Annotated in this window: 10 protein-coding genes; 6 read left to right on the top strand and 4 right to left on the bottom strand. The window is 73.9% G+C overall.

Annotation, left to right across the window (positions count from 1 at the left end):
- Positions 1-256: 256 nt before the first annotated feature.
- The 3 genes from BKI49_RS10505 (at position 257) to BKI49_RS10495 (ending at position 3247) form a co-directional block, all read left to right on the top strand.
- Entirely contained in the window at positions 257-1114 is an 858-nt protein-coding gene (locus tag BKI49_RS10505; RefSeq protein ID WP_095933961.1) for a MaoC/PaaZ C-terminal domain-containing protein, read from the top strand.
- Positions 1115-1208: 94 nt separating this feature from the next.
- The gene (locus BKI49_RS10500) at positions 1209-2285 is read left to right on the top strand and encodes a Zn-dependent alcohol dehydrogenase (protein WP_095933960.1); all 1077 of its coding nucleotides are present in this window, start codon (positions 1209-1211) and stop codon (positions 2283-2285) included.
- A gap of 23 nt (positions 2286-2308) precedes the next feature.
- On the top strand, positions 2309-3247 hold the full coding sequence (locus BKI49_RS10495; protein WP_095933959.1) for a 3-oxoacyl-ACP reductase: 939 nt from the start codon (positions 2309-2311) through the stop codon (positions 3245-3247).
- A 110-nt stretch (positions 3248-3357) separates the two neighbouring features.
- Here BKI49_RS10495 and BKI49_RS10490 read toward each other — a convergent pair whose 3' ends face one another.
- The 3 genes from BKI49_RS10490 to BKI49_RS10485 all read right to left on the bottom strand — a co-directional run bounded on the left by BKI49_RS10490 (position 3358) and on the right by BKI49_RS10485 (position 6082).
- The gene (locus BKI49_RS10490; protein WP_179332393.1) at positions 3358-4479 is read right to left on the bottom strand and encodes a LuxR C-terminal-related transcriptional regulator; all 1122 of its coding nucleotides are present in this window, start codon (positions 4477-4479) and stop codon (positions 3358-3360) included.
- A 226-nt stretch (positions 4480-4705) separates the two neighbouring features.
- On the bottom strand, positions 4706-4870 hold the full coding sequence (locus BKI49_RS35235) for a hypothetical protein (RefSeq protein ID WP_179332392.1): 165 nt from the start codon (positions 4868-4870) through the stop codon (positions 4706-4708).
- 48 nt (positions 4871-4918) lie between these two features.
- On the bottom strand, positions 4919-6082 hold the full coding sequence (locus tag BKI49_RS10485) for a hypothetical protein (RefSeq protein WP_095934126.1): 1164 nt from the start codon (positions 6080-6082) through the stop codon (positions 4919-4921).
- Between the two features lie 1959 nt (positions 6083-8041).
- Between BKI49_RS10485 and BKI49_RS10480 the strand changes: the two genes are divergently transcribed.
- The 3 genes from BKI49_RS10480 to BKI49_RS10470 are packed head-to-tail and all read left to right on the top strand — an operon-like array spanning position 8042 to position 11196.
- Positions 8042-8893 (top strand): Nif3-like dinuclear metal center hexameric protein, encoded by an 852-nt coding sequence (locus BKI49_RS10480; RefSeq protein WP_095933957.1) that lies wholly within the window; start codon positions 8042-8044, stop codon positions 8891-8893.
- Positions 8890-9633: a zinc ribbon domain-containing protein gene (locus BKI49_RS10475; protein WP_179332404.1), complete on the top strand. Its 744-nt coding sequence runs from the start codon at positions 8890-8892 to the stop codon at positions 9631-9633. Before BKI49_RS10480 ends, BKI49_RS10475 begins: the two co-directional genes overlap by 4 nt.
- A 12-nt stretch (positions 9634-9645) precedes the next feature.
- Positions 9646-11196 (top strand): bifunctional RNase H/acid phosphatase, encoded by a 1551-nt coding sequence (locus BKI49_RS10470; RefSeq protein WP_095933955.1) that lies wholly within the window; start codon positions 9646-9648, stop codon positions 11194-11196.
- Between the two features lie 91 nt (positions 11197-11287).
- On the opposite strand, the gene BKI49_RS10465 is transcribed toward BKI49_RS10470, so the two are convergent.
- Positions 11288-12088 carry a helix-turn-helix domain-containing protein gene (locus BKI49_RS10465; protein WP_095933954.1) on the bottom strand — a complete coding sequence of 267 codons (801 nt, stop codon included), beginning with the start codon at positions 12086-12088 and terminating at the stop codon, positions 11288-11290.
- Positions 12089-12136: the final 48 nt, after the last annotated feature.

Here is a 12136-nt window from a genome sequence, read left to right as displayed (position 1 = left end):
GGGGCGGGCGGGCGCGCCCGGCAGATGCACTTGTGGGCGATCGGCCGGGACAAATGTCACGGGTGACCGTGGCGACCCGCGGATCTGACATGGCGTCAGTAGTCTTCACAAGTGCTGGGCGCTGGGCTATACAAGGGGGCGCCGGACTGGAACGCGTTCTAGCACGGGCGGGTTCCGCGGCCCAGTGTCGACCTCGGTGCGGCCGACGGTGCGGACGGCCGCACCGAGGTCTCTCGCGCTAGTCATCAGGAGCCCCATGCCCATTGACGCCGCCAAGGCCGTCGCCGCGGAACCCCGGACCGGAGAGATCACCTGGAACCACCGGGACGTCCAGCTCTACCACCTGGGCGTCGGCGCGGGCGTCCCCGCGACCGACCCCGACGAGCTGCGCTACACCCTCGAATCCAGGCTGCACGTCCTGCCCAGCTTCGCGACCGTCGCGGGCGCCGGCTCTCCCGGTGTGATCAGCGGACTGTCCATGCCCGGTGTCGACGTCGACCTCGCCCGCGTCCTGCACGGCGGCCAGACCGTGCGACTGCACCGCCCGATCCCCGTCGAGGGCACCGCCACCGCCACCGGACGCATCGCCGCCGTCTACGACAAGGGCAAGGCGGCGATCCTCGTCATGCGCACCGAGGTCGCCGACGCCGACGGCCCGCTGTGGACCAACGACGCCCAGATCTTCGTCCGGGGGGAAGGCGGCTGGGGCGGCGACCGCGGCCCCTCCACCCGCCTCGAAGCGCCGACGGGCCCACCGGACCGGACCGTCGAACGGCCCGTCCGCGAGGACCAGGCGCTGCTCTACCGGCTCTCCGGGGACTGGAACCCGCTGCACGCCGACCCCGAGTTCGCCAAACTCGCCGGATTCGACCGGCCCATCCTGCACGGACTGTGCACCTACGGAATGACGCTCAAGGCGGTCGTCGACACCCTCCTGGGCGGCGACGTCACCCGCGTCCGTTCGTACACCACACGCTTCGCCGGCGTCGTCTTCCCCGGCGAGACCCTGCGCATCCGGATGTGGCGGCGGGACGGCTCGGTCCAGGTGGCGGTCGCCGCGGTCGAACGGGACGACGCCCCGGTACTGGCCGACACGGTCGTCGAACACTCCTGAGCGCCGCCGGACACCCCAGGGCCGCCGGCACCCAGGACTCCAGCACTTCAGTACGCCCGCACGTCCGAGGGGACCTTCCGAGGGGAGCCGCACCATGCGCGCAGCCGTACAGCAGGAGATAGGCCAGGACAAGCTCGAAGTGTTCGACGACGTCGAGGCGGTGGGCTTCGGGCCCGGCAAGGTGAGGATCCGGGTGCGCGCCACCGGGCTGTGCCACTCGGACCTGTCCGCGATGAACGGCGTACTGCCGCAGCCCGCGCCGTTCGTCCCCGGCCACGAGGGCGCCGGGGAGATCACCGAGATCGGCGACGGGGTGAGCCACCTCAAGCCCGGCGACCGGGTCGTCGTCTGCTGGCTGCCCGCCTGCGGCGTCTGCCCCGCCTGCAAGCGTGGGCAGACCGAACTGTGTCTGGCCGGATTCATGAACGCGGGCACCCCCAACTTCAAACGCCCCGGCGGCGACGTCTTCGGCTTCGCCGGCACCGGCACCTTCACCGAGGAGGTCGTCGTCGACGCGGGCTGCGCGGTGCCCATCCCCGACGACGTGCCCTACGACATCGCGGCCCTCATCGGCTGCGGCGTCACCACCGGGCTCGGTGCCGCCCTCAACACCGCCGACCTGGAGGCCGGTTCGTCGGTCGCCGTCATCGGCTGCGGCGGCGTCGGCATCTCCGCGATCCAGGGCGCGCGGCTCAAGGGCGCCGCCGAGATCGTCGCCGTCGACCCGGTCGCCTCGCGCCGCGAGGCCGCGCTGAGGTTCGGCGCCACGAAGGCCCTCTCGCCCGACGAACTCGCCGACGCCAAACAGTCGGTGACGGGCGGCGAGGGCTTCGACTACGTCTTCGAGGTCGTCGGCAAGTCGGCCACGGCACGCACGGCGTACGACAACACCCGCCGCGGCGGGACCCTCGTGGTCGTCGGCGCGGGAGCCATGGACGACTTCCTCCAGCTCAACATGTTCGAGCTGTTCTTCGACGAGAAGCGCATCCTGCCGTCCATGTACGGCGGCGGGGACGTCCTCCGGTCCTACGAGCGCACCATCGCCCTGTGGCGGGCCGGCCGCATCGACCTGGAGGGCCTGATCACCCACCGGGTGCCGCTGGCCGGGATCAACGAGGCACTCGACCAGATGCGCACGGGCACCGCGCTGCGCACCTGCATCGAGATCTGACCCCACAACCGCTAAGGACTTTGATGTCACTGCCACTTGAGGGTCTCGCCGCGATCGTCACCGGCGCGGGACGCGGCCTCGGCCGGGCCGAGGCACTGGAGCTCGCCCGGCTGGGCGCGGCCGTCGTCGTCAACGACTACGGCCAGTCCCGGCGGGACGGGTCGGGCGCGTCCTCGGCCACGCCCGCCGAGGAGGTCGCCGCCGAGATCCGCGCCGCGGGTGGCCGGGCCGTCGCCCACACCGGGGACGTCGCCGACCACGAACAGGCCCGCCTGCTGGTGGAACTGGCGGTCACCGAGTTCGGGAAACTCGACGTCCTCGTCAACAACGCGGGCATCCTGCGCGACCGGATGGTCTTCTCGATGTCCGAGGACGAGTGGGACTCGGTGATCCGGGTGCACCTGAAGGGCCACTTCAACACCACCCGCTTCGCGTCCGCGCACTGGCGGGCGCGGTCCAAGGCGGCCGGCGGCCCCGTGTACGGGCGCATCGTGAACACCTCCTCGGAGGCCTTCCTCGCGGGCTCCGCCGGACAGCCCAACTACGCGGCGGCGAAGGGCGGGATCGTCGGCCTGACCACGTCGAGCGCCCTGGCGCTGGCCAAGTACGGCGTCACGGCGAACGTCATCTGCCCACGCGCCCGGACCCGGATGACGGAGGACGTCTTCGCGGGGTTCGCCGAGCCCGACGAGGGCCTCGACCCGCTCGCCCCCGAGCATGTCGCCCCCCTCGTCGGCTATCTGGCCGCGCCCGCCGCCGGACATGTCAACGGGCAGCTCATCGTCGTGCACGGCGGCATGGTCGCGATCGTCGAACGCCCCCGTGTCGCCGCCAAGTTCGACTCCAAGCAGGACGCCTTCAGCCACGACGAACTCGACGCGCTGCTCACGCCGTACTACGCCGACCGGCCGAAGGGCGAGACGTTCGCGGCCGCGGAGGTGCTGGGGCTCAAGCACGGGTGACGACCGTAGGGGGCGGCCCCGCTTCAGGGCCGCCCGGCTCCGGGCCGGCCTGGTTCCGGACCGCCCCGGTTCCGGAAGGACAGTTGTCCGGCCGCCCCGGATCCGGGAGGTCAGCCGTCCGGGCCGCCGAGCAGGCGGCCGTCGGTCGACAGGGGAGGGTGCGCCAGCTGGGGCAAGTAGTGCCGGAAGAACAGCTCGGCGACGAGTTCCCGGCGGCTGCGCACCCCCACCTTGTCGAAGATCTGCTTGAGATGGTCCTGAACGGTGTACGCGGAGACCCCGAGCTGCCGGGCGATCTCACTGGTCGAGCGGCCCAGCAGCACGAGCTGGGCGATCTGCCGCGCACGCGGCGACAGCCCGTACACGTCGAGGACCAGCGCGGTCAGCTCGCCGGGATCGGTGGGGCCCACCGACACCACCGTGGTGGGTTCGCCGCCCTGGTCGACGGGCCAGGCCCGCAGCGAGATCCACCGCCCCGCGCTCGTCGGCGCCCGCACATGCGCGCCGGCCCCGGCCACCTCGCCCCGCGCCTGCACGGCCAGCGCCCGCATCAGGTACGGGCCCGCCTTGCCGCGGCCCGGCGCGTGCCGCTCCTGGAGCCGGTCCAGCCAGTGCTGCGCCGTCGGCGACATCGACCGCACCTCCAGATCGCCGTCGAGGACCACCCAGCCCGGCGCGTCCGGCAGCGGGCCCGAGTCCACGCCGGACAGCAGCAGCGAACGGCGCAGCGCGGCGCAGGCCGGCACGCTCACCGCCTCGGCGACGGCGAGGTCGGCCGAGGAGAAGGCGCGGGTGTGCCCGTCCCGGCAGAGCACGAGCAGACCCCAGGTGCGCCGGCCGTCCCGCAGCAGGACGCGCAACTCGTCGGTGAGCCCCAGGGGGTGCAGGATCTCGCGGTAGTACTTGCTGTCGTCGAGCCGGCCGTGGGTGGAGCGGCTCAGCAGGCTCACCCTGCCCGGGCGCCGGGCCAGCGCCCGCAGGTTGTCGACGTCGTCCTGCTCCACGTGCTCGATCTCGAAGAGGCGGCGCATGCTCGACTCGGGGAAGCCGGACTCGTGCTGGCCCCCGGTGTCCAGCAGCGTCGAGGGGTCGAGGACGACTCCGCACCAGATGTCCGCCGGCACGGCATCGAGCAGGACGCGGCTGGTGCGGTCGAGGACGGCGAGTGCGTTGAGCTCGCCGCGCAGGGCGCGTTCGAGGCGGGCGGTGGTCTCGGCAGGAGTCATCGGCATGTCCCCGGAATATCGGCCCGTCATATCCCAGGAATCTGGGATACCCCCGCGGATGTCAGTTCCGTACCGTGGGTCTCGATTGTGGAGGCCGGTCCGCAGCCGGACAAGGCCGCCGCGACAGCGGGGGAGTCGGACGCCGCCCGCACGTGGGGCCCGGGGGAGCCCCGCACAGAACGGCCCCGCTCGCCGTCGGCGAGCGGGGCCGTGTGCCGGTTACGACGTGCCGTCAGATCGACAGGTCCGTCTGCTCGGACGGCTTGCGGTGGCGTCCCTGTGGGGTCGCCTCGTCGTCATGGCCGGAGACCGGACCGCGGTGCCTGCCGTGACCTTCGGCGAGGGCCGTGGCCTCGTCGGCGGTGACCTGCGGTTCCTTGATGCTCGTGTCGCTCATCTGTGTGTTCACCCCGTATGCAAGATCCTTCTGTGCAGCCGGGGGATTCTAACCGGCCGTCACCACAGAGGTGTCGGCGGGTGACGGCACCGGGGCGACCTGACGTACCACCCGGCCCTTCAGGGGCGCCTGCTGGAGGGGGACGGGACGGGCGGCGACGGGCGGGGCGGGGTCCTGAACGGCGTCCCGGTCAGGACCCCCATCCCCTTCCCCCGTCCCCGCGGGCGCTCCCACCCGGGCCACGCCGCACCGCACCGCACCCGTCGCGTACGGCAGTTGGAGCACCCCCTCTTTGGTCCACAGTCCGGTGCCCGCCAGCCATCCCGCCGGCGCGGGGAGTTGGTGGACATGGCGTTCGGCGGGGCGCCAGATGCCCAGCCAGGTGCCGGCCGGGCCGTCGATGCGCAGGGCCACCGCGCAGGTCTCGGGGGTGAGTACCTGGCCGGGCTGGATCGCGAAGGGTGTGACGGTGTGTTCCGGCGCACGCAGGCAGTCCGGGAAGCGGACCGGGAGGGTGCTGCCGAGGACGCCCCAGCCGAGGCGGTCGTGGCCCGGCGACGGCGCGTCGGAGCGGATGAGCAGGAGCCCGCTGTCGGCGTCCGCGAGGAGCAGACGGTCGTTGCTGCGCTCGGTGATCTGCAGGAGCGGGGACATCTCGCCGCCGCGCTCCAGGTCGACGACCACCGACTTGGTGCGGCCGTCCTGGAACCGGTCCAGGGCGAGCAGCCGGCCGGTGCGGTCCAGCCAGACGCCGCCCGAGCAGTGGCCCGGCACCTCGGCGACGTGCTCGGGGCCGAACGCGCCGCCCGCCACCAGCCACACCGTCGTGGAGCCGCGGCCGACGGCGAGGGCGTACGCGCGCTCCCCGCCCGGCGCGGGCGGCAGCAGCCGCAGCCGGGTCTCGCGGTCGGGGCACTCGACGGCGCCGAGCGGCAGTTCGCCGGTGCCCGGCCCCGTCGGGTACAGCAGCGAGAAGGTGTGCCGACCGTCCACGACCCGGTGGATCAGCACCCGTCCGTCGGACAGCGGCTGCACCTCCGTGCCGGGCTCCTCCGGCTGGTTGACCGGGAGCGGCACGGCGTACGGCTCGGGCCCGTCCAGCGTCCAGCGCTCCGGGTACCAGGACGCGCCGTCGAGGGCGAGCCGCGCGGCGTACGTGCCGTCGGCGGCGATCACACACCCGGGCCCCGCGGCCCACGCGCCCTCGTCCATACCCACCGCCTCCACGTCGGTCCCGACCGCCCCGTCGCGGACCTGGCCACGCGCGTCCGTGGCCGACCTGTCCTGGACTTGGCCACGCGCGTCCCCGATCCGGGCCTGGCCACCTGCGTCCCCGACCGCCCCGTGCCGGATCTGGCCACGCGCGTCCGTGGCCGACCTGTCCTGGACTTGGCCACGCGCGTCCCCGATCCAGGCCTGGCCACCTGCGTCCCCGACCGCCCCGTGCCGGATCTGGCCACGCGCGTCCGTGGCCGACCTGTCCTGGACTTGGCCACGCGCGTCCCCGATCCGGACCTGGCCACCTGCGTCCCCGACCGCCCCGTCGCGGACCTGGCCACCCGCTTCTCCGGCGTGGCCGGCCGTGCCCCGGCTCGCGCGCTCCCGCGGGGCGCCGACGGCGGGGGCCGCCGCGCTCCCCACGGCTGGTGCAGCGCGGTCCGCCGCGCCGCTACCCCACGCGCCGCCGCCCGCAGTGCCGCCGGCGGCGAGCTCGGCGCGGCTGTCCCGCGTGGTGCCGACGGCAGCGTCGGTCGCGCCGTTCGCCGCGACGACCCACACGCCGTCGGCCGCGCGCTGCAGCGGGACGTCGGCGGCGCGTCCGCCGGCGCTCCGGACGACGACGCCCGTGGTGCGGTCGGCCACGATCCCCGGCGCGCGCCCCCACGCGCCGTCGCCCGCGCCTCCGGGCGGATTCCCCGCCGCGATGCCGACGGCGGGGTCCGCCATGGCCCAGGTCGCGCTGTTCGTTTCTGCACCGACGGCGGGGTGCGCCGTGGTCCAGGTCGCGGTGTCCGTCGCGACGTCGACGGTCGGGCCGGGCGCGGTCCAGTTCGTGCTGGCTGTCGCGGTGTCGACGGCAGGGCCGGGCACGTTCCGGGGTGCGCTGTCTGTCTCGGCGCCGACGGCGGGGTTCGCCATCGTCCAGGTCGCGGTGTCCGTCGCGTCACCGGCGGTGGGGTTCGTCGTGGTCCAGCTCGTGCCGGCTGTCGCGACCTCGACGGCGGGGTCGGCCGGGGTCCCGGTCGCGCTCTCCCGCGCGATCCGTACGGCGCGGTCGAGCGCGCTCCCCGCCGGGGCACCCGGGGAGGGGTCCGTCGTGCTCACCGCGCCGGGGCTCACGTCGTGGTTCACCGCGACCCAGGTCGTGCTCCGCGTCCCGAAGCCCACGGTGCGTTCGGGAGCGCTCCTCGTCGCGCGCCCTGCGGCGCCGCCCGCGGTGCGGTCCGCCGCAACCCCCGTCGTGCTGCCCCGCACGTCACCCGCGGCGCGGTCGGACGCGTTCCCCTCCGCGCTCCCCGGGACAGGGGCCGCCGCGATCCAGGCCGTACGCGCGGCCGCGCTCTCCGCCGTGCGGACCGCAGCGGGCTCGACCGCGTAGCGCGGCGCGTTCCCCGCCGTGGCGTTCACGGCGCGGCCCGGGGCGACCCCCGGCGCGCTGTCGGGCGTGAGGCCCGCGGTGGGCTCCGGCGCGGTGCCCGGTGCGCTCCCCGCCGAGCGGTCCGTCGCGGGCAGCGGTGCCGCGGGCGCCGGCGCCGCGGTCTCCGCCGGCGCCCCCGCGGAGCGGTCCGGCACGAACTCCGCCGCCGTCCCCGCCGGGTGATCCGCCGCGAGCGGTGTCGTCGCGTGGTCCGGTACGAGCCCCGCGGGGTCCTCCGGCACGAGCCCCGACGCGTTCTCCGCCCCGGGCTCCGTCGCACAGGCCGTCATCGTTCGGTCACCTCCGGCGACGAAGCTAGTTTTCGCACGCACAGACGTGGGACCGACGAGCTGCCGCTTCACACATAAGGGTGGCCATGTCGGGATTCGCCTGAGGAAACGGGGGCGGGTGTGCTGAACGGTGGTCAGGAGACGGGGCGGACCGCGCGCGCCGGGAGCCGCGCGCCGCCGGGCCCCTGGTCGAGTGGCCCGCGGCAGGCCGGGTACGGACACGGGGCAGGTAGCCTTTTCCCCGTGCCCCGTCTGTCTGAAGTCATCGCCGCGCTCGACGCTCTCTGGCCCCCCGAGAGGGCCGAGGGGTGGGACGCGGTCGGCACCGTCTGCGGCGACCCCGACCAGGAGGTCACGCGCGTGCTGTTCGCCGTCGACCCGGTCCAGGACATCGTCGACGAGGCGGTGAAGCTGGGCGCCGACCTGCTCGTCACCCACCACCCGCTCTACCTCCGCGGTACGACGACGGTCGCGGCCGGCACCTTCAAGGGCCGGGTCGTCCACACCCTGATCAAGAACGACGTCGCGCTGCACGTGGCCCACACCAACGCGGACCGCGCCGACCCCGGCGTCTCGGACGCCCTCGCCGGCGCGCTGGACCTGCGGGTCGTACGGCCCCTCGTGCCGGACCCCGCCGACCCGGAGGGCCGCCGTGGCCTCGGCCGCGTCTGCGAGCTGGACCATCCGCTGACCGTCCGCGACCTCGCCGCGCGCGTCGCCGAGCGGCTGCCCGCCACCGCGCAGGGCATCCGCGTCGCCGGCGACCCCGAGGCACTCGTACGGACCGTCGCGGTCAGCGGCGGCTCGGGCGACAGCCTCTTCGACGACGTGCGCGCCGCAGGCGTGGACGCCTTCCTCACCGCGGACCTGCGCCACCACCCGGTGTCCGAGGCCCGCGCCCACAGTCCTCTCGCGCTGCTCGACGCGGCGCACTGGGCCACCGAGTGGCCCTGGTGCGAGCTGGCCGCCGCCCAGCTCGACGAGATCTCCGACCGGCACGGATGGGGACTTCGCGTCCACGTCTCCAAAACGGTCACCGACCCCTGGACCGCCCACGCGGCCTCTCACACCGACACATCAGGAGCCCCCAACTGAACGCCGCGCCCGCCGACCAGATCCGACTTCTCGACGTCCAGGCCCTCGACGTACGCCTGCAGCAGCTCGCGCACAAGCGGAGGTCGCTGCCCGAGCACGCCGAGATCGACTCGTTGAACAAGGACCTCACGCAGCTGCGCGACCTGCTCGTCGCCGCGCAGACCGAGGAGAGCGACTGCGCCCGCGAGCAGACCAAGGCCGAGCAGGACGTCGACCAGGTGCGCCAGCGCGCGACCCGCGACCAGCAGCGCCTCGACTCGGGTGCCGTCACCTCCCCGAAGGACCTGGAGAACCTCCAGCGCGAGATCACCTCCCTCGCCAAGCGCCAGGGCGACCTCGAGGACGTCGTCCTGGAGGTCATGGAGCGCCGTGAGTCCGCCCAGGAGCGGGTGGCCGAGCTGACCGGCCGCGTCTCCTCCGTGCAGCAGAAGATCGACGACGCGACCGCCCGCCGGGACGCGGCCTTCGAGCAGCTCGACGGCGAGTCGGCCTCGGTGACCAAGGAGCGCGAGGTCATCGCCGGCACCATCCCCGCCGACCTGCTGAAGCTCTACGACAAGCTGCGCGAGCAGCAGGGCGGCATCGGTGCCGCGCGGCTCTACCAGCGTCGCTGCGAGGGCTGCCGCCTGGAGCTCAACATCACCGAGGTCAACGAGGTGAAGGCGGCCTCCCCGGACACCGTGCTGCGCTGCGAGAACTGCCGCCGCATCCTGGTGCGCACCTCCGAGTCCGGCCTGTAAGGGGCCTGGCGCGTGCGGGAGTTCATCGTCGAGGCCGACGGCGGTTCCCGGGGCAACCCGGGGCCCGCGGGCTACGGCTCCGTGGTCGCCGACGCGGCCACGGGCCAGACCCTGGTGGAGCGCGCCGAGTACATCGGCATCGCCACCAACAACGTGGCCGAGTACAAGGGTCTGGTGGCGGGCCTGCGCGCGGCCCGCGAGCTGGACCCGACCGCCTCGGTCCGGGTTCGCATGGACTCCAAACTCGTCGTCGAGCAGATGTCGGGACGCTGGAAGATCAAGCACCCGGACATGAAGCCGCTGGCCGCCGAGGCGGCGCGGATCTTCCCGGCGTCGCAGGTGACGTACGAGTGGATCCCCCGGGAGCGCAACAAGCACGCGGACCGGCTGGCCAACGAGGCGATGGACGCGGGCAAGCGCGGGGAGCAGTGGTCGCCGTCCGCGTCGACGGCGGAGCTGGACGCGCGGACGACGACGGCCGGTCCGCCCGAGCCGTCCGGCCCGCCCGGGGACGCGGCGGCGGGCGCCGCGAGGGCCCGCGCGGCACTCGCGGGCGCACGGGACCATACGGCTCCCTCTGCCGCACCGGCGTCGGGAGCGCCCCTTCAGGGGCGCGAGGAACGGCGCGCCCAGCCGACAGGGACCCGCGACTCGACGACGTCCGACACCGCCCCGCCTCCCGGCGGCGACACGGAACCCTCTGCCGCACCGGCTCCGGGAGCGCCCCTTCAGGGGCGCGGGGAACTGCGCGCCCAGCCCCCGGCGACCCGCGGCTCGACGACATCCGAAAGCGCCCGGCCGCCCGGCGGCGACGCCGCGACGTCGGAGGCCGACAGGCGCGCAGCACGCACCGTGGCGGCGGCGACAGGCACGGCCGGCACGGCCGCCCCCGCGGAGGGCAAGGCGCCGACCGTCGGCTGGGGCGCGGCCCCCGACATGGGCGCTCCCGCCACCTTCGTCCTGCTGCGCCACGGCGAGACCCTCCTGACCCCGCAGAAGCGGTTCTCGGGCAGCGGCGGCAGCGACCCGTCGCTGTCGGACGTCGGCCGTGAACAGGCCGAACGGGTCGCCGCTGCGCTCGCCGCACGCGGCACGATCCAGGCGATCGTGGCGTCGCCGCTCACCCGGACCCGCGAGACCGCGGGCGCCGTCGCCGCCCGCCTCGGCCTCGACGTGGTCATCGAGGACGGGCTGCGCGAGACGGACTTCGGTGCCTGGGAGGGGCTGACGTTCGGCGAGGTGCGGGAGCGCTACCCCGACGACCTGAACGCCTGGCTCGCCTCACCGAAGGCCGAACCGACCGGCGGCGGCGAGAGCTTCGCGGCGACCGCCCGTCGTATGGCCGCCACCCGCGACAAGCTGATCGCCTCGTACGCCGGCCGCACCGTCCTGCTCGTCTCGCACGTCACCCCGATCAAGACCCTCGTACGCCTCGCCCTCGGCGCCCCGCCGGAGTCCCTGTTCCGCATGGAACTGTCCGCGGCCTCGCTCTCCGCGGTGGCGTACTACGCGGACGGCAACGCGAGTGTCCGGCTGTTCAACGACACGTCTCACCTGCGCTGATCACGTGTGCTGATCACGTGTGCTGAGCATGTGCGCCGATCAGACGAGCTGGTCGGGCGAGCTGATCACGTGCGCTGATCATGAGTGCTGGTCACGTGCGCTGCGCGGCCCGCTTCCGCAGGATCTCCGCCGTCTCCCGGTCCGCCGGGAGGAACGCCTCCAGGTGGAGCTCGGCGAGCGTGACGTCCACCGCCGTCGCGAACGACGTCAGCGTGGTGAGCAGTCTCAACTCGCCCTCCGCGCAGCGCAGTCGCAGCGGTACGGCGAAGCCGAGGTAGTCCGCGCCGGGCGCGCTGGCCGGTACGTACTCCGTCAGTTCCTCGGCCAGCGCGTCGAGCAGGGGATCAGGGCTGCGGGCGGCCCGGGCCCGCAGGTTCTCCACGATGTGCTGCCCCCACGCGTCCAGGTTCACCACCCGTGACGCCATCCCGCTCGGATGCAGCGCGAGCCGTAGAACATTGACGGGCGGTGCGAGCAGTTCCGGGGCGACGCCCTCGGTGAGAACGTCGAACGCCTCGTTGGCCGCGACGAGTTCACCCCGTGGCCCCGCCACCACGGCCGGATAGGGCAGATGCCCTTCGAGAATGCTGTCCAGCGCCTCCCGTACGGGCTTCAGCGCGACCGCGTCGAGCGGAGACTCGGCGAACGCCGGCGCGTAACCGGCCGCCAGAAGCAATGAGTTGCGCTCCCGCAGCGTCAGCTCCAGCGACTCGGCGAGCCTGATCACGATCTCTCTGCCGGGCACCGAACGCCCACGCTCGATGAAACTGACGTACCGCTGCGTCGTCCCCGCCCGCGAGGCGAGCTCCAGCTGACTGACCCGACGCGCGGTGCGCCAGCGCAACAGCTCCCGGGCGAAGGGAGGGGGCTCGGTGGAGATGCTGGTGGTCATGGGACCAGTTGTACGTCACGGGTACGACATCGCGGTTTCTGCGACGTG

The organism is Streptomyces sp. Tue6028, from assembly GCF_002300165.1.
In the GTDB taxonomy this organism is placed as follows: Bacteria; Actinomycetota; Actinomycetes; order Streptomycetales; family Streptomycetaceae; genus Streptomyces; species Streptomyces siamensis.
This window is presented reverse-complemented; position numbering and strand designations above follow the sequence as displayed.